General features: G+C 45.3%; 10 protein-coding genes and 1 pseudogene. 5 read left to right on the top strand and 6 right to left on the bottom strand.

The genetic code is table 11. From position 1 onward, the window contains the following. Positions 1–448: 448 nt before the first annotated feature. A pseudogene (locus BLP80_RS15050) lies at positions 449–607 on the top strand (IS110 family transposase); the annotation flags it as partial. Positions 608–1,469: 862 nt separating this feature from the next. Here BLP80_RS15050 and BLP80_RS00930 read toward each other — a convergent pair. From BLP80_RS00930 to glgC, 3 genes are all read right to left on the bottom strand, one after another. Continuing rightward, entirely contained in the window at positions 1,470–3,482 is a 2,013-nt protein-coding gene (locus BLP80_RS00930) for an alpha-amylase/4-alpha-glucanotransferase domain-containing protein (protein WP_090539240.1), read from the bottom strand. Between the two features lie 110 nt (positions 3,483–3,592). Continuing rightward, positions 3,593–5,299 (bottom strand): glycoside hydrolase family 57 protein, encoded by a 1,707-nt coding sequence (locus BLP80_RS00935; protein ID WP_090539242.1) that lies wholly within the window; start codon positions 5,297–5,299, stop codon positions 3,593–3,595. A 157-nt stretch (positions 5,300–5,456) separates the two neighbouring features. Then, positions 5,457–6,701: a glucose-1-phosphate adenylyltransferase gene (gene glgC / locus BLP80_RS00940; protein ID WP_090539244.1), complete on the bottom strand. Its 1,245-nt coding sequence runs from the start codon at positions 6,699–6,701 to the stop codon at positions 5,457–5,459. Between the two features lie 262 nt (positions 6,702–6,963). On the opposite strand from glgC, the gene glgB reads away from it, so the two are divergent. Next, complete coding sequence (gene glgB, locus BLP80_RS00945) at positions 6,964–9,171, top strand: 1,4-alpha-glucan branching protein GlgB (protein ID WP_090539246.1); 2,208 nt, start codon at positions 6,964–6,966, stop codon at positions 9,169–9,171. Between the two features lie 138 nt (positions 9,172–9,309). On the opposite strand, the gene BLP80_RS00950 is transcribed toward glgB, so the two are convergent. Beyond that, entirely contained in the window at positions 9,310–10,017 is a 708-nt protein-coding gene (locus tag BLP80_RS00950) for a type 1 glutamine amidotransferase (RefSeq protein ID WP_090539248.1), read from the bottom strand. Positions 10,018–10,261: 244 nt separating this feature from the next. On the opposite strand from BLP80_RS00950, the gene BLP80_RS00955 reads away from it, so the two are divergent. Continuing rightward, the gene (locus BLP80_RS00955) at positions 10,262–11,653 is read left to right on the top strand and encodes a DUF2868 domain-containing protein (RefSeq protein ID WP_090539250.1); all 1,392 of its coding nucleotides are present in this window, start codon (positions 10,262–10,264) and stop codon (positions 11,651–11,653) included. Between the two features lie 2 nt (positions 11,654–11,655). Continuing rightward, positions 11,656–13,101: a DUF3482 domain-containing protein gene (locus tag BLP80_RS00960; protein ID WP_090539252.1), complete on the top strand. Its 1,446-nt coding sequence runs from the start codon at positions 11,656–11,658 to the stop codon at positions 13,099–13,101. Positions 13,102–13,250: 149 nt separating this feature from the next. Here BLP80_RS00960 and BLP80_RS00965 read toward each other — a convergent pair whose 3' ends face one another. Beyond that, complete coding sequence (locus tag BLP80_RS00965; protein WP_090539253.1) at positions 13,251–15,236, bottom strand: GumC family protein; 1,986 nt, start codon at positions 15,234–15,236, stop codon at positions 13,251–13,253. An 89-nt stretch (positions 15,237–15,325) separates the two neighbouring features. Then, positions 15,326–18,124 (bottom strand): phosphoenolpyruvate carboxylase, encoded by a 2,799-nt coding sequence (gene ppc / locus BLP80_RS00970; RefSeq protein WP_090539255.1) that lies wholly within the window; start codon positions 18,122–18,124, stop codon positions 15,326–15,328. A 122-nt stretch (positions 18,125–18,246) separates the two neighbouring features. On the opposite strand from ppc, the gene hemC reads away from it, so the two are divergent. Then, a complete protein-coding gene (gene hemC, locus BLP80_RS00975) occupies positions 18,247–19,197 on the top strand; it encodes a hydroxymethylbilane synthase (RefSeq protein ID WP_090539257.1) in 951 nt (316 codons plus the stop codon). Positions 19,198–19,199: the final 2 nt, after the last annotated feature.

The following is a 19,199-nucleotide window of genomic DNA, read 5'->3' on the forward strand; positions in this document are numbered from 1 at the left end:
TTGTTTGACTGCCTATTTTTGTATCTCCTCCCCTGGCACATGTAATCGATTGATTTATATTTGTTCTTTAGAATGCTTTAAAAACGAGGGATGCTCCGAGATCAGGTTGTCTGAAGATAAATCATTTTATTAGGGCGTATTAGCATTTTCCATTATCAATTCACGCGCAAATTTCTCGCTAAATGACTAGTTTTTTTGGTTCTACTGAGCACTGAGTTGACTCGCAATACTTGATGGATCGCCATTAATTCGGATTCAATGAATAAACATCCCCCAATTACAGGGAAATCAAGAATAAAAATGATGTCCCATGAATATTATGGCACAGCAAAAATTGGTAGCATGATGTTAAAGATAATGGAATGGGCGCCCACCACCTAAAACGGCATCAAAGTGCCAAAGTAGTGGTGCAATGCAATGACCACTAAAACAGAGAGGAGCGTCCGACATGAAGATTACAACCATAGGTATTGATTTGGCAAAAGAGGTGTTTCAGATCCACGGTGTGGATGAACATGGCAAGGCCGTGCTGCGTAAGCAGTTACGCCGCAGTAAGATGGCGGAGTTCTTTGCTAATCTGGAGCCTTTCTTGATTGGCTTAGAAGCTGTCTGGCAAAACATTGGACGCATTTTGCAAATGCTATTTTCATCATGGCGATTCGAACCATATTTTCGGCAGTGCCGCGCAGAATCTCGAAGTCTTTGATAAACGGCGAAAGAAAGTTACCCAACCAAGGAGAACGTGCGTTTAACCACCCACCGCTTCGGCAAAATGGCCCATCTTCCCTTGATTCTCTCCGAAATGTGCAGGATCTAGCTTATTAACTGCAAAGTCAACTGCTGTTCCTCAACAACCGGCATCTCCTGAGAATGCTTGGAGTGAAGAGCATTTGTCAACAACACCTTTTAGCACTCCACGCGCACGCTTGATATCGCCCAGGTTGGCAACATGCATTTAATATGGAGTAAATTGCCGAGAATATCTACCACAATATATCGCTTGTGATCTTCAACTTTTTGCCGTCATCGATGCCTCGTTTTTTACTAGCATACGGCATTTTAACGCTTGCTTGGGGCATCAATGATGCCATAACTACTGGGCGGTATAACCACAGCCTGCCAGGGAGGAAAACATTTGGCATCAGCTACCACTAGATACCGCTTTTAACGACATACAAGATGGCGTTCACAATGGTTCTTTTCGTATATTTATGGTTATTGCCGCGCTTGCTGACTGGATCAAACTCCTTTTCATCAAGTTCCATTCCTCATCACTTATACCCGTTTTATATGACATCTCTTAGCCTGCCATCAAAGAGTCATTGATTCTAATGGAAATCATTTCTCCAGACAGCTTCTTAAGCATTGCTTTTTTGGAAAAAACTATAACTATAAATTAGGCAACACCCAGATATTTTCGATACAAACTAATGTTATGGCTCTCGTATATTAATGCCGTTCTCCGAACGCTACCCTTTCTTGACTTCCAGAGCGATGATTAACTGTCGCGCTGCAGTTGGCCAGATCAATTTCAGCTTAACAGCTTGCATAATCTTTTCATATCCCCCTTCTGATTGAGACACAGTGAAGTGGGGCCGGGCACATAATCTGACTGGCACAGACGCATCAAGTGTCAATGTTCCCTGCAGCGCACTGTCTTCCAGACTAATGTCGGTCACATCGGCAAGATCAAGAAATTGCCCAAAACCTCCTAATACGGTTGTCCCGCCTTTTATATAGCACCCGCCCGGACCATCACAACTAGGCATAGCTAAATTTAATTCAGTTTCCAGATAGCCCATCAAGTTTCCTGACAAGCTATATGAAGCCAATAAACGGTTCCCGGCAAGCTCAAACTCCTTAACTATTTGACATTGATCGGTATTGGACTGGAAACGGATACGGCAATCATCATGTGACTCGAGTTGATAAATCAGCGATATTCCATTTAAGCTATCCAAAAATAAGTTTTGCGCATGATTGTCAACTTCCAAGTCAGAGGGAGTAATGTGGTGCTTGAAATTGGTCCGATCATGCGCAGAAGCAATACCTGCATCGCTGTGTCTGGGTATATCATGCGCATCCAACCGTATTCCGCAATAGTAGTGCTCTATCTGGCGATGCAACGTGTCACCAAAATTATGCTTGAGTAGATAGGCATCGAACTCACAAATGCTGGCACCTCCATCGAGCTTGACTACAGCCTGAAGTATTCCATTGTGCAAATAAGCCTCTTCCACGCCGTCCAGATCGGTATCTTCGATGAAAAAAGCAGGACGTGGTGCACAGGCATCCAACAAAGCCTCTAACTCGATGATATTATTGTATATAGCACGTCGTAGATGAGGAAGATACAGACCACCAAATAAGCCATGCCAATAAGCATCATTAGCTTGTGAAGCATACAGTTTTTGCCTCATTACATCAGAGCGCTGCATTTCTGGCAGGGCAGCAAAACGAGCAGAAAGGCATAACATACGCTTGTGCATCCAGTTCGATTCTGGATAGCGGGAAAAAAAATTTTTCCAGATACCTCCTCGTAGAAACGATTTGTTATGCTCATACCAACCAGCTGATTTTGCCTGATAGACCAGATCAGCATAGGCATTAGCTGTCTCAGCAGGTAAAGTCCACTCATTCATCTCAATGTAAGAGGTGGTGGGAAGGTAGATTACTCCGCATGTTTTCTCTGATGCATGATAATCACGATAGTGCCGAGGAAGAATTTTAGAAGAAGCGAGCACGCCCTGAATAAATTGCTCAAGCCAACCTTTCTCGTATACCCATTGATAGGTTTCAGGCCAGATGCCAAATTTCTCGATGTCATCAAAATAAATTGCAGCAACGGATTTGTTTATCGCTGAGTTTTCAACCAGGGATTCGATATAAGTCACTGCTTCATGCGCTGGAGAAAAAGGCAGTTTATAACGAAGCATCTCGGAAATAGGAAAAAGATCAAGCGTACGAGCATCTTCCTCGGTAGTAAAAAAACCATTGAGTTCTGCTTTGGTTTTACCTGCACAAATAAAATGATAATCATCTACGATTGCATAGCGAATACCGCAATCCACCAACGCGGGCACTACTGTTGACTCCCAAACTCGCTCGGTAAGCCAAGCACCTTGAGGACGCCGCCCTAATCTTTTCTCCAGTTTCTTGGAAAAAGTCTCGATTTGTCCGATACGGTCCCGATTTGGAATAACCGCCAATACCGGTTCCGTTTCTCCTGCACCGAAAAGCTCCACTTGCCCCCGTATGACCATATCGCGCAGCAAATCCATATCATCGGGATAATGCTCAAACAAGAAATCAAGTAACCAGCCAGAAAAATGGAGAGCAAACTTAAAATCTGGATAACGATACAAAACCTGCAAGAAGGGCTTGTAGCAACGCAAATGCGCATCGACTAAAACCTCAGCAAAATTACCCACTGGCTGATGCGCATGAACACCAAAAAGTAAAGATATAGATTGAGATGTCACTAAGTTTTACTCATTTAGCTATAAATAATTTAGGATTACTAATCCACTCAGTATTTTTTACTGATATAGTTCATATACTTATATCACAACCCATCTTAATCTGATTAGATTTACGATGAGCGTCGCATCGTTTCAATTACTTCAGCATATCGTCCACCATGACTGATGGGCTCAAGCACAGTTGCTGGTATAGGCAGTTTTAGCAAATGATAGAGGTTAGAAAGATTTCTGCGAAACAATTGATCGAAACTAGCAACTGCTTGTGGAGAGTTATAATCACCAAACCACCAGAACCAGTCTGAGCTCTCACATGAAGCAAGTTGCTGTTCTGCCAAAGATCTTTCCTCCTCAGTTAGACGCCCACTCTTCATAACAAGATCATAGCTCTGTTTAGCGGCACATAATAGATCCCAGGCTAAATTTTTGTCATGATCACTTATCCAGGTCGAAAAGGTGCCGTAAACCCAGCTTCCTGCAGATAGTGCGGGTAAAGTTTTGATTTCAGTCTGCGTATAAACTAAATTCCCAATGTAGTCGCGATAAGTAGTGGCTTGAATGAACGAGTGATTTCCAAGCAATTCGTAAAGATCGTTGAGAAAATAGTAACCATTATAAGGATAAGATTCCCAGGCATTTTCACCATCCAAAATGACACTTACAACCGGATACGGGATCGATTGCACCTCATGATGAATTTTTTCCAGCATATGAACAAAATTTTCTGCTGCATCACGCCCAAACCATTTTGAATATTCGAATCCGATCATATCGGATAATTTGTCATCACGAAAAAAGCACAATATACCGTCTTTTTCATCAGATACCCGGTAGGGACGGTAAAGATAGTGATCACGATCCGGCAAAGATTGATCTGGATACGATTTATGCAAGCTGTTAACCAATACACCCTCGCCACTGGCACTCCACTGACAACCCAATTCCATCAGGATATTCAGCAAGGCTTTTGATATGGCCCCCTCGGCAGGCCATACACCGGTTGGTTGAACTTTAAAGCGCTGTTTATGGCTGCTCATGGCCGATTTCAAATGGAACATAATGCGTTCACGCCCTCCAGGATAAGCTGGACTAGCGGGCAAAGTAGCATCAGGAAGGCTATCACAAGCTGATGAGAAATCAATCAGCAAGGGAGCTAGCGGATGAAAATGAGGAGTAGTGGACAATTCGATTTGACCCGATGCAGCAAGTTCACGGTAGCGCGGAATCAATTTCTGGATAAGCTCTCCAATAAGACTGAACAATTGCATTCGGTCTGCATAACTGAAATTTCTGCCTTGCGTCATAAGCTGCACTACGACCTCATGGCTCCGACGCACACTTTCACCTGTCCATGCGAGGTGGTACCACATTAACAAATCAGCCAAGTACTGACCTGAAACATAGATCAAATCCATATCCCCGTGTTCTTTCAACATATCATACAAATCATGTAGGTGCTGATAGGCTGGATAAGGTTTCTGCATGGTCATGTGGTTGCTCTGGAAGCAGCTGTGCAATATACGTAAGCGCTCACTCACCGTGATCAAATTCAGATCAGGAGTAGCAAGCAAGCGCAATAACGGATCACGTATTTTTTTCTGTGCAAATTGCTGAGCATAATCTTCAAGTTGATCCAGCAATATTGGCACAAAATTGACAATCGCTTTGACACGAGGATGTCTTTCTAGATGGTGCGCCATGTCAGTATAATCTTTGATTGCATGCAGATATACCCACGGCAGCATAAACTCTCCTGTTTCATGGTCCCGGTAATCGGGCTGATGCATATGCCATAATAAAACAAGACTCAGTGGTTTCATGACCTAAATAACCAGCTATCTATTACTCAAGAAAAATCTGATGGTAAAGCCACCAGATTGCCACATTACATGGAATACAACATCCATTCTGTTGCTATGACACATACCTTGAGCCCAGGTTCGCAATTACCTTCCACTCATTCTCTCCAGATCTTCCTTAACGAATTTGGTGGATGCATTGCCCCAGCATTTCCGGGGTAATGAGTGTTATCCCCTTCTTCGTTACATAGAACTGCTTACTATCCTCTTTTGGATCGAATCCAGCTTTCAATCCTTCTGGAATGACGCAGTTTTTTTCAACCACCGCTCGCCTCAAATGCACGTGCCGGCCTATATCCACATTGGGAAGTATGACCGAGTCCTCGACAGTTCCGTAGCTGCGAACCTGGACATTGGAAAATAATAATGAACGCCGGATGGTTGCACCGCTAATGATACAGCCTCCTGAAACCATGGAGTCAAGCGCATGCCCACGTCGATCATGATCATCAAAAACAAATTTGGCGGGCGGCAATTGTTCCTGGTAAGTCCAGATCGGCCAGTCTTCATCATACAGATTAAGATCAGGCGTTACTGTCGTGAGATCGATATTGGCTTCCCAGTAAGCATCCACAGTACCCACGTCGCGCCAGTAAGGAACACCGGCAGCCATATTGACACAACTACTCTGGAAGCGATGCGCATAAACACGATGATGCCTGACCAGGTAGGGAATCAAATCCTTACCAAAATCATGAGATGAATAGCTGTCATCGTGATCGCGGATCAATTGCTCAAACAGAAAAGATGCATTAAACAGATAAATACCCATGCTAACCAGCGCACGATCTGGTTGATCCGGTATGGGCGCAGGATTGTCAGGTTTTTCAGTAAAATTAGTAACATGCCATTTATCGTCTACAGCCATAACTCCGAAAGCCGTGGCTTCTTCCACAGGCACCTCCAGGCAGGCAACCGTTATGTCCGCTCCTCTTTCTGCATGCTCGATAAGCATTCTACTGTAATCCATTTTATAAACATGATCACCGCCCAAAATCAGAACATGATTAGGACCATGATAACGCAGGATATCAAGATTCTGAAAAACAGCATCTGCTGTACCTTGATACCACGTCTCTTCAGTTCGCTGTTGCGCTGGAAAAAGCTCGACATATTCTTTGAATCGTCCATCAAGAAAGCTCCAGCCCCGCTGGATATGGCGAATCAAGCTCTGCGCCTTATATTGAGTAACCACCCCAATACGCCGAATGCCTGAATTAACACAGTTGGAAAGGGGAAAATCTATAATACGGAATTTACCACCAAACGGAACGGCTGGTTTAGCGCGCCAATCTGTCAGATGGTGCAAGCGACTGCCGCGGCCACCTGCCAGTATTAATGCAAGCGCATTATGTGTAAGCATCCAATATCTCCCGATCTGAGAATATCCATCTACTTGACAACAGTATGGATACCAGTGCATCAACCATAAAGCGAACAACAAAGTACAGAAAAAATAATCCAGTAAACGTACTACATATTTACCACGAACAGGCTTCGCTGCTTTAGAATATGAATTGCACTATGCAGTCTTTTGTATTTACACTATCTCATCTTACTTGATCTTAATCATCATTTCCAGACATACTAGTCTCAGTTTGGTACGTTAATTACGGTCCGAGCTTATGAAATCAGAATTTACCTACGCAAAAATTGATTCATTGCGAGAAACGTTGCTGGCTGCACGATTACACAATCCATTTGTTTATTTAGGCAAGCATAAAAAACAGGATGATGCGTTGGTAAGAGTATTCCAGCCGTACGCCACTAACATTTGGATCCAAACATCTGGCGGCTTTGAGTTGATGACCGATATGCACGATGATGGCATCTTTGAGTGGCATGGCAAAATACCCCCTGCACACCCCTATCTGCTCCGGGTCGAGGAAAATACCGCAATAGGGACCGTTACCGTGCGTGAACTGCACGATCCCTATGCTTTTCCTTTGCAAATTTCCGATCATGATTTGTATTTATTTAATGAAGGCAACCTGCGCCAGGCTTATCGAACGTTAGGCGCGCATTTAGCAACCATTGATGGAATTGCCGGTATTCGCTTTGCGGTCTGGGCACCCAATGCAGAACGCGTGAGCATAATTGGTGATTTCAATCGTTGGGATGGACGGGTTCATCCGATGGCAGCCCATCATTATAGCGGCGTATGGGAATTATTTATTCCTGACTTGCCAAGCGGCGCACTTTATAAATATGAGATCCGCAATCGTGATACCGGTGAGATCCTGGCCAAGACCGATCCTTACGCGAATTACTATGAATTGCGTCCCAGTAATGCAGCTTATGCGCCAGTTTTAGAAAATTTTGTCTGGGGGGATACAGACTGGATGCAAAGACGCGCTAACTGGAACTGGCTACATGCGCCACTGAACATCTATGAGGTCCATGCAGGTTCATGGAAGCGGCATCCAGATGGACGTTTCTATACCTATCGTGAGCTTACTCAGCACTTGATTCCCTATTTACTCGAAATGGGCTATTCACATGTTGAATTATTGCCGATATCAGAACATCCACTCGATGAGTCCTGGGGCTACCAGACAACAGGTTATTTTGCAGTAACAAGTCGCTATGGCTTACCGGAAGACTTCAAATTTTTTGTGAATGCCTGTCATCAAGCGAACATAGGGGTCATCCTGGATTGGGTACCCGCCCATTTTCCCCAAGATGCCTTTTCCTTAGCTCGCTTCGACGGCACTGCCTTGTATGAACACGAAGATCCTCGTTTAGGATTTCATCAGGACTGGGGAACGTTTATCTTCAACTATGGGCGCAACGAGGTGAAATCATTTTTACTATCGAGCGCACATTACTGGCTAAATGTGTTTCACCTCGATGGATTACGTGTTGATGCGGTGGCTTCGATGCTCTATCTCGATTACTCACGCAAATCAGGAGAATGGCTGCCTAATAAATACGGTGGCCGGGAAAATCTCGATGCGATCGATTTCCTGCATGAGCTAAATATCATGGTACATGAAGAGTTTCCCGGTGCTATAACTTTGGCGGAAGAATCCACTGCATGGCCAGCGGTATCACGTCCGACTTATGTGGGGGGATTGGGGTTTTCCATGAAATGGAATATGGGCTGGATGAATGACACGCTCACTTATATGAAACATGATCCTATCCACCGGCGATATCATCATAATGAGTTGACTTTTAACCAACTGTATGCCTATACCGAAAATTTTGTACTACCGCTCTCGCACGATGAAGTCGTGCATGGCAAAGGGTCACTGTTAGCCAAAATGCCGGGAGATGGCTGGCAGAAATTTGCCAACTTGCGTTTGTTATTTACCTACCAAATGACCTGCCCTGGCAAAAAGCTCAATTTCATGGGTAACGAGTTTGCCCATGGAACTGAATGGCAGATTAGCAAAGAGCTCGATTGGTATTTACTGGAACATGAGTCTCATCGTGGCGTACAGATGGCATTGCGCGATCTGAATCTTCTTTATCTGAATACACCCGCATTGCACCAGCTTGATTTTTTCATGGAAGGATTTAACTGGATCGACTGTCACGATGCGGACCAATCGGTGATTAGCTACCTGCGTCGCGCGCAAGATGGCTCATTTAGACTAGTTGTGTTGAATTTCACACCGGTGCCACGCATGAAATACCGTATAGGCGTTCCCTCTGGCGGCTCCTATCAAGAACTATTCAATAGTGACTCAATTTACTATGGCGGCAGTAATATGGGCAATGCTGGCCGGATCAACACGACCGGCGAACCCTGGTTAGAATTTGCAGACTCCCTCGTGATCACCCTCCCACCATTAGCCGGCATTATCTTGGCTCCCACGGAGGCTTGAACAACCTTGTCCTGATGACCCCCTGCTTCAATAGCGCCAGCCCACCTCATACGACAGCAACACTAAAAATGAGATTTTCTGATTACTAAGCTGCGTTAACTAAAAAAAACGATACATTGAGCTCAGAACAAGGGGGCTTCAGTTTTTCAATGCGCAGATCCATTTGCCATATAGTCGGTCGGCAACGGTATTCAGTATTGATACTCGGGACGCCAGATTCGCTTGCATTGTCTCAGTTGACTGGACTGCGGGACTCGTCAAGTTCTGTGCAATTTCTGCAGCATTGACTTTACTCCAGCTGCGCACCATGTCTTCTGTCATCTCCACATGACACTGCATCCCCAAATGGATCCCCAATGCAAACGCCTGGTTTTTGCAGTAAGCGCTGGAAAGCAGTAATATTGCCCCAGCAGGCAAAGAAAATGTTTCCCCATGCCAGTGAAATGATTCAAATTCCTTTAAATCCCCTAACCACTCATGGGCAACCGGATTATCTGCCACGTCGACGTTTCCCCAACCCAATTCCTTAATAGGGCCAACCTCAACAATACCTCCTAACGCCTTGGACATGAGTTGTCCACCCAGGCAATGCCCCAATACAGGCACATCATTAGCTACCGCTTGCTTGATCAGGGCAAGCACAAGCTCAATCCAGGGCAAATTATCATTGACACTCATGGTACCTCCCATCAAAACCAAACCACTAAATAGATTAATATCAGCAGGAAGACACTCTCCTTGATCGACGCTGATTAGCTGCCAGGGAATATGATTGTTATCGAGAAATGTGGCAAAATAGCCAGGTCCTTCGATAGGAAAAAATCTGAAAATTGCAACTGGTTTCATGACAATAACCTTTCTGGTGATAACAAATCTTTTACTGCTAATTGTAGCTTTTTTCCATTGACTCCTTTCTTCTGATTGTACTTTTAAATGCTTTTGTATAAGGAAATAAGTACGTTCACTTTCTTCAAACTCAATTTAATCGATTGTCATTTACCTTTAGAAGTATGGCTACATGACGCTATAATCAGGTTAACAGATCAAGAGGAACAACACTCTGTTCTTCCATTCTTTGAAATCAACCGTTATGACAATAAAAAATAATACGTTCTCTGATCTGGTTCGTTTAGAGCAACTACGCCACATTGAAACGAGCAAAGCAGAAGCACTGTCATACACAAGTATCGCTGAGATGGAAACTCATGCCGCCACTGATTTCAATTACACTGTTTTTCTAAAACGACTAACAATCCGTGCTCGGCATCTGATTCAGGACAATGCGCTAGCGACAACATTACAACACCCCCAAAAACTATTTATTCGTGCCAGCCGAGCAAGTTTGATCGTCGCTGCGATTCTGGGCGCATTAGCAGCAGCTAATGCGGTAGGCGAATCCTCAACGTTGAACATATACTGGTTATTAGCAGTTTTACTCGGCTTCAATTTGATTTCCATCATGCTATGGATGACAGGCATCTCATTCAATTTACAAGGATTGAGCGCAGGAGTCATCGCTCAGCTGGTCTGCTGGTTGCCCTATCGTCACAAGGAAAAGGAAAGTGACTCGATTTCTTCACTTGCAGCACGTGGCTGGTGGGAAACCTGTTTGACTGGTGCGGTCGGCAAATGGCGGATCAGCGTGCTCACTCATCAATTCTGGCTGACTTATCTGGCGACCGGTATGGCCTTATTAATACTGCTTATGATGGCGAAGCAATACGACTTCATTTGGGGAACTACATTGCTGCCAGAAAGCAGCCTGCCCGAACTGACTCAATTGCTGAGCAAGCCCATGGAATTTTTTGGATTGATTCCCCCGGATAGCTACCAGATTGCGGCAAGCCGAGTGGGTGCGGCTATACAAGATGCAGAAACAAGAAGCGCATGGGCCAAATTTTTGTTAGGTGCCTTATTACTCTACGGTATTCTACCTCGCCTGGCATTACTGCTGGTTTCTGTATTAATGCAAAAACTGGTTGAGCATCGTTTCAAGCTGGATCTTTATTTACCTTACTATATTACTTTACGGCAACGCTTAATGGCGCACGAATTCGAGTCGAGCGTCATTGATGCAGATCCCCAAATAGTCATAGAAAAAACGATTACTGCTCCTCGACAACTTGGCCGGGGAATACCGCAGAATGCACTCGCAATTGGCATTGAACTTGATGATCATATCATCTGGCCAAATGGTATGAGCTGTAGCAAAAACGTCATCGATCAGACATCATTTTCGGAAGCCGCCCAAGTAATCAAAAAATTTGATGGCTCGTTGTTGATTGGTGTGGCCGCTCATCGACTACCCGATCGAGGAGTGCAGCGCACTATCAGGGAGCTGATCGCCAATACCTCGGGGGAAGTCTGGCTGATTTTATTGCGCAGTCGCGCAGCTATTCCCGTTGCAGACACACGTAAACTCGCATGGTTTAGAATGGCTGAGGCATGCGCCATCTCTGCTGAACACGTTATCACTCAATAACTATGAAAGTAGCAAACGAGGCATCACTCCAGGATATTTACTCATTGCTGAATATTGCAGTTGTGGGTCACACCAATACGGGCAAGACCTCGCTGATTCGCACCATGTTGCGAAGCACTCAATTTGGCAAAATTGAAGATGGCGCAGGAACCACTCGTCATGTTGAGCGTGCAACTATTTTTGCTGGCAATGAAGCCATACTTAATTTACATGACACCCCGGGCATCGAAGATTCTCATGCGCTATCGAGGCAACTTAAATCAATCAGCTCTCAGCATAAATCACTTTCAGCAGCTGAAATATTGGAAAAGTTCATCTCAACCACACCGATCGATGATCCGTTAGAGCAAGAAGCCAAGGTAATTAGGCAAGTATTACGCAGTGATGTATTGCTGTACGTTATCGATGTGCGTGAGCCTGTATTGGAGAAGTATCTGATTGAGATCGAGATACTCAGCAAAGCAATGAAACCCATCATCCCGATCTTCAATTTTATTGCTGAACATACAGAAGAGCTCGCCATCTGGCGCAAGAAACTGGCCGCTTTTAATATTCATGCCTCGCTAGAATTCGACACTGTTGCGTTTTCCTTTGAAGCTGAGAAGCGGTTGTATCAGAAAATACAGAGTCTGGTGGAGTTACACTATGACAGATTGCAAAAACTCATCAACCATCGGGCTAAGGTATGGGATCAACTTTGCCTATCAGCCGCCAAGCGCATCGTTGATCTGATTGTGTCTATTGCCTGCTATCGTGAGAGCAAATGTAGTCAGAGCAATAGCACTGTAAATTTGGCCGCTGCTCAGAAATTAAAAGACTTCGTAAGAAAAGCTGAGCAAAGTTGTCTGGGGGATTTGCTAGCCATTTTTAATTTCTCAGAAAAAGACATCGCTCTCCAAAAAATCCCTGTCAGTAATGGCCGATGGCAGCTTGATATATTCGCTCCCGGCGTACTCAAGTCATATGGTCTTGATGTTGGGAGTGCTGCGCTCAAAGGTGCTGCAGCAGGAGCAGGAATCGATTTGATGGTAGGCGGACTAAGTTTAGGTGCAGCCAGCGCCCTAGGTGCGATCGCGGGCACTGGCTGGTCAACATTCAAACGCTATGGCAAGGAGATCAAAGCAAAAATTCAAGGCACGCAATGGTTGTGTGTAGATGAAAATACGCTACAAATACTCTATCTACGCCAGTATCAATTGCTGGCAAAACTGATGCATCGTGGTCATGCTGCATACCGTGCAGACCAGATCGATACTGCCGCCACCTCTGCTTCAGGAAAATTACCTCATAATTGGCCTGATATTATCAGCATTCTTCAGCAGAACCCTGCATGGTATAAGCCTTCTACTTCTCGGAATCAAAATCCACAATATCACGATATTGAATCTAAGCTGATCAAAGCACTACTAGGTAACGACCAAAACCATCTTGAGTCTGTAAAAATGTAAAAAACCTGCGACGAACGGTCTTCCGAGAACATGGCGGATTGGAACACAGCAATGCGTTTTGGTCATACTACATATCAAATAAATAAACCGAAGACACGAGACTGCTCAATGCAGACATCAGGATCCACAACAGATTTATTCACAAACTTTCATTTCTTGTGCTGCACCAGCATAGGGTAAAGTAAATTGATCTCATGAATCTCTCGTTTGGAACCTGCTGGAGAATACATGCTGTAAGTGGATAGCTCAGACGGCGAGATATAACCTACGATTTTTTCAAGATCTGAGAGACGAGCACCCTGTCTAACTAGATAAGCAATATAGGTATAACGAAGCGAAGCTGCCGAGATGTCATCTGCAACTGACATCCCTGCATCAACAATGGCGCAGGTCAATAACGCTGCCAGATCATCCCGGGTAAGCACCTGTCCGGATGGACTCACTAGACAATACCCTACCTCAAGGTACAGTGTTTTTAGCAAAGGATTTAATGGAATCTTCCTAGGAGAGGTGCCGCTAATTACCAGCGCATCATTCTCAAGATCGATATTCACAGCTTGCAGGGCAGCAATCTCCTCCAAGGTTAGTCCACTCAATAACAATGCCACCAGCTGCTGCTCTTTTTTATTTGCGGTCCCGAGAAGCGCATCGATCCGTCCCGGGGATACTTCCCTTGTTAGGGGACGCTTGAGCGCATATTGATGTGATTGCGCCAGAGTTTCTCGCGAAAACTGCAATCGATCAATCGCTTCGCGGGAAGAGTCTTCATTACCGTATACATGAATGCCTGACAGGTTGATCGCTAGTTTTGCCCGTTCTCTACGAGTTAAAAATTCGACCATCCACACACAAAAAAGAGCAAATAATAACGAACCCACAAGGGCAATAATCGCATCTCGTCGATAATCCGGTCTAATGGGGTTATGCGGCAAGAATGCCCATTCAACAACATTGACTTGAGGATACTTGCCAGCATACTTGGTTTCAATTTGCACTAATCGTTCCTGTGCTTCACGAAAGAGTTTCTCCATTCCCTCAAGATCATTTTTCAGTGCTTCATGTTCAGCAAATCGTGCTGTGAACTCAGCCGCTTTTCTTCTATGCTCTTCAAGTTGCTCACGGACAGCTTGGGTTGTTTGTCTAGCCGCCACATACTCTTGCTCTGCTTCGGAAATAACAATATCCTGGCCTGTTTTACGCATACGCTCTATTTCTGCTTGCAAATTAGCCAATTTTTCTGGAATGACCTTCAAAGAGGGGGTTAATGCCATGTATTCGCGAGTAAAACGCCTGTCTAGCTCCTCCAATTCTTCTCGCAGCTCCTGGGCGCGATTTTCAAGCAAACTGAGCGTCCGCGTATCTTCCTTGGGAACAACTGTCTGACCCCGGGAAATTGCTTTCTTGATCGAGTCGAGCTTTGCTTTTGCCTTGACCTCTTCTTCACTTGCTTTATTCAATGAATCATTCAGCCCTTTTAATCGCGCTAATGCCTCATTTTCTTCGCGCCCCGATGAAAGGATATTATTGTTTTCCCTGAATTGCTCTAGTTCAGCACGCTTTAGATTAATTTTTTCGGATAATCCTGCCAGTTCAGCTTGAAGCATCTGAGCTGTGGTACCCATGGATCTGGAGATTTCTTCAGCTCTTGCCTGAAGATAAACATCTATCCAAGTGTTGATGAGCGCTGGAAGAATATCGGGTTCGGATCCTTCAGCAACCATCTCTACTAAATTAGTATTGACTACAGATCTTACATCCAGCATGTTACGAATGTCTGCAACGGTTAAATTACTGGCATTACCTTCAAGATCGTGATGTGATTGGAGTCGTTTTGCTGTTTCAGCTAGCAATTCCGCTCCAAAAAGTATCTGCTTCTGAATAGCAACATGCTGGATATCAGCATCACTGCTTCTTTGATCAATAGCCGTTTCAGCTACCGTTAGCAAGGTAGCGTAACTAAGATAAATTGCTGGGCGGCTAAACACATAACTCAGCGTAATTAAGGCGCAGACTGGGAACGCAATGATAAAAATCATGAGTCTCTTTGATCCTAACCACGGCGGCCGATCCGGAGAAGGGAGTGCATGCTCATTTCCAACCGGGGTGATGTCTATTTGCGGGGTACGATATTGCATGATGGATATCCCTCTCCTGATTTGACTATTAACAGAATAAACTTTTAATCATTAGCTCTCTTATCCTTGTTACTGCGAACGTCATAACCTTAGCCACTATTTCTAAGCCCCGCTGCGACGCCATTGATCGTAAGATGAATGGCGCGATGTACTTGCTCTACATCATCGCCCGCACGATAACGGCGCAGCAATTCAATTTGCAAATGATTAAGCGGATCGATATAAGGCGAACGAATACGAATGCTACGTGACAAAGTAGGATTCTCCTGCAGCAACTCGGTGTGATCCGTTATTGCAAACAACCATTTTATGCTACGCTCCCACTCTGTCTGGATACGCCCAAAAATCTGCTCCCGCAGTGTAATGTCGGTAACCAATTCAGCGTATCGTGAAGCAATACCCATATCGGTTTTTGCCAATACCATGTCCATGTTCGACAACAATGTTTGCATGAATGGCCAATTGCGATACATTTCCTGCAGCAATGCTAATCCTTTTGCTTCAAGTTGCTCTTGCTGAACAAATGCTTCAACCGCCGAGCCAAAACCATACCATCCGGGAAGCATCGTGCGATTGAGACTCCAGCTGAACACCCATGGTATGGCACGTAAATCTTCAATCCGGTCAGAAGGTTTACGGGAGGTAGGCCGGCTGCCGATATGCAATCCAGCAATTTCCCGAATCGGGGTGGATTCCTGGAAAAATTGCTTGAAACCCGGCGTTTCATATACCAGATTCCGATAGACAGCAAATGCATGGGATGAGAGTGTTTCCATCACTTGATAATAGCGGGGCGCATTTTCCTGAATGACATCCTGGCTCAGTAATGTCGCCTCAATCGTTGCGGCGACCAGCGTTTCAAGATTGCGCCGGCCTATTTCAGGATCCGTATATTTGCTCGCCACCACCTCGCCTTGTTCAGTCAACCGTATCTGCCCATTAACGCTTTTCGGTGGCTGCGCCAAGATCCCTTGATAGCTAGGACCTCCACCCCGTCCCACAGTGCCGCCCCGTCCGTGAAACAAGCGTAGTTCCACCTTATGCTTGGCAAACACTTTCGTCAATTCGATTTCAGCTTTGTATATTTCCCAGTTGGATGTAAGAAAACCGCCATCCTTGTTGCTATCCGAATAACCGAGCATCACTTCCTGCACATTCCCGCGAGAATCCAACAGCTTGCGGTAGTATGGCAACGAAAATAATTCATCCATGATACTGCTGCAACTGTGCAAATCTTCGATGGTTTCAAACAGAGGAATAATATTGAGACCCAGCTGCGGCTTCTCGCCAGCCTGGAGTAAACCAACTTCTTTTAATAATAACGCCACCTCCAGCACATTGACGACGCCCGTGGCCATGGAAATAATATAATTCGGCAGCGCGGCGTGACCAAAACAGCGCTGGATTTCTGCTGCCATCTGCAAAATCCGCAACTCGCCTTGTGTTGCGTCGGAATAACTTAAATAGGGTGAATGAAGTAGCCGTAAGCTGCAGATTTCCGCTAATAACCATTCCTTACGTTCAGCCGCCGACAGCTCGAGATAATTATTCCGATGCGTGCCTCGCGCAAATAACTCTGCAATAACCTGCTCATGCACTTTGCTATGCTGCCGCATATCCAGCGGCGCCAGGTGGAATCCAAACACGTCGGCAGCCCGATGCAAATTCCGCAACGCTCCCCGCGCCAACCAATCCGATTTATGCTGCTTGAGTGAATTGATCACGGTATCAAGATCATGAACAAACTCCGCGCTATCTGCATAAGGTTCCGTTGGATCAACTTGCTGCCGTTGCATCACTGCAAGCCCAAGTCGCTGGCTGGTTGCAGCTAGCCGCGCATAAATACCAAGAAAGGCTCGCCGATAGGGCTCATCGATGCGACTGGCAGGAATATCCGGCGAGGCCGCCGCTAATTGCTCAAGTTCGTCAGTTACGTTGATTAGACGCTCAGCCAAGCTCATGGTCCGCCCAATCTTGGTAACCTCGTCCATATAAAAATCCAACACCAGCGCTGCATGGCGCTCTGCTGCATGCAACATGACCTGATGCGTCACAAACGGATTTCCGTCGCGATCTCCACCTATCCAACTTCCAATACGCAGAAAAGATGCGACACGAGGAGCATTTCCCTTCATATGTCGCTCAAGCAGATCCTCGATCTTTGCATAAATATAAGGCACCTGACTCAGGAAGGTGTAGCTGTAGTAAATTAGGCCATTCTCGATTTCATCATGAACGGTAAGGCGTACTGATCGTAGCATGCGGGTTTGCCATAAAATCTGAATGGCAGCACGCAACACTTCTTCATTGTGGCGCAATTCGTTAGGAGTAAGCTGGATACGATCGCGTTCTTGCAATAAACGCTGAATAGTCAACTGACAATCAAGTATGCTTCTCCTCTGAACCTCTGTAGGATGAGCCGTCAATACCGGCGACACCATTGCTTTATCAAAAAAATTACTCAAGCTAGCGTTATCTATGTCACTTGCCAGCACACGTTCCAGCGCCAGGGTGACACTACCAGGCTGAGGTGAAGATCCTTGACACAAATGAGCGCGCCGGCGACGGTTATGATGTAGATCTTCCGCAATATTGGAAAGCAGTGAAAAGTAACTAAATGCACGAACCACGGCAATAGTGGCCTTATTGCTTAATCGATTCAGAATCGCGTCTAGCTCCTGCCGCGCTTTAGGATCCTGCTCACGACGAAAGCGCACTGCCGTTTGACGAATGGTTTCGACCAATTCAAACGTCGCGTCTCCTTCCTGCTCCCGTAAAGTATCCCCCAGCATGCGTCCAAGCATACGAATGTCATCACGTAAAGGCTTATCCTTTTCCTCACCCACACTATTGTCAGAATAATCGCTTACGCCGGCGTCGGAACTCATCTCAATGTCTCTCCCCTCTAATAAAACCCTGGTTATTCATGCATGCTATAAGCCATATTATAGCCAGCCATGCTAAAATGATTAGTATCTGAAAGTTTTGCAATCTTTTCATATTAAGATCAATGTCAAATTCATCTACCCCTCCTTCTAAAATTACCATTGCTTCACGGGAAAGTCTTCTTGCCATGTGGCAAGCAAATTTTATTCGGGAGCAGTTATACGAATTATACCCGCAAACCGAAATCAACATACTTGGCATGACCACACAAGGTGATCAAATCCTTGACATCTCTCTCTCAAAAATTGGCGGCAAAGGATTATTTATCAAGGAGCTCGAACAAGCACTGGAAGATGGTCGTGCAGATATTGCAGTTCACTCCATGAAAGATGTGCCGATGAACATGCCACCAGGGTTCATGCTGGCAGCCATCACTGAACGCGAAGATCCTCGTGACGCTTTTGTTTCAAATCAGTATGCTCAACTTGATAAATTACCAGCTGGCAGCATAATTGGAACTTCCAGCCTAAGGCGAGAATCTCAATTGCGCGCACGTTTTCCGCATTTGCAAGTGCGGCCCTTGCGCGGAAATGTTCAAACGCGATTACGGAAACTGGATGAGGGCCAGTTCGCTGCCATCATTCTGGCTGCGGCTGGACTAAAACGTCTGGGGCTGACTTACCGGATTACCTCACTACTCGAACCTGAAGTCAGCTTGCCCGCAGTAGGACAAGGGGCGCTCGGCATAGAATGCCGTAACGACCGAGCTGACCTGGCATTACTGATGCAACCATTACATCATGCTGAGACAGCATATTGTGTTGAAGCAGAGCGGGCGATGAGCCGCATACTGGGGGGAAGCTGCCAAGTGCCGCTAGGAGGATTTGCAGGAATCACAGATGGTGTACTCACTTTACGTGGTTTTGTAGCCAATCCCGATGGAACAAAAATGATCAGCGATGAATTATGCGGTAAACCGGAAGCAGGTGTTGCCCTTGGACAGCAATTGGCACAGAACCTGAAGGCACAAGGCGCTGATGAAATTTTAGCTACCCTAGCACAATCTCATGATTAAAG

Source organism: Nitrosomonas sp. Nm132 (genome assembly GCF_900100485.1).
In the GTDB taxonomy this organism is placed as follows: domain Bacteria; phylum Pseudomonadota; class Gammaproteobacteria; order Burkholderiales; family Nitrosomonadaceae; genus Nitrosomonas.

What these genes read in the sequence shown, in the direction of transcription:
- BLP80_RS00935 (WP_090539242.1), bottom strand. Translation starts at nt 5,299, where the DNA reads ATGAAACCACTGAGTCTTGTTTTATTATGGCATATGCATCAGCCCGAT.
- glgC (WP_090539244.1), bottom strand. Translation starts at nt 6,701, where the DNA reads ATGCTTACACATAATGCGCTTGCATTAATACTGGCAGGTGGCCGCGGC.
- glgB (WP_090539246.1), top strand. Translation starts at nt 6,964, where the DNA reads ATGAAATCAGAATTTACCTACGCAAAAATTGATTCATTGCGAGAAACG.
- BLP80_RS00950 (WP_090539248.1), bottom strand. Translation starts at nt 10,017, where the DNA reads ATGAAACCAGTTGCAATTTTCAGATTTTTTCCTATCGAAGGACCTGGC.
- BLP80_RS00955 (WP_090539250.1), top strand. Translation starts at nt 10,262, where the DNA reads ATGACAATAAAAAATAATACGTTCTCTGATCTGGTTCGTTTAGAGCAA.
- BLP80_RS00960 (WP_090539252.1), top strand. Translation starts at nt 11,656, where the DNA reads ATGAAAGTAGCAAACGAGGCATCACTCCAGGATATTTACTCATTGCTG.
- BLP80_RS00965 (WP_090539253.1), bottom strand. Translation starts at nt 15,236, where the DNA reads ATGCAATATCGTACCCCGCAAATAGACATCACCCCGGTTGGAAATGAG.
- ppc (WP_090539255.1), bottom strand. Translation starts at nt 18,124, where the DNA reads ATGAGTTCCGACGCCGGCGTAAGCGATTATTCTGACAATAGTGTGGGT.
- hemC (WP_090539257.1), top strand. Translation starts at nt 18,247, where the DNA reads ATGTCAAATTCATCTACCCCTCCTTCTAAAATTACCATTGCTTCACGG.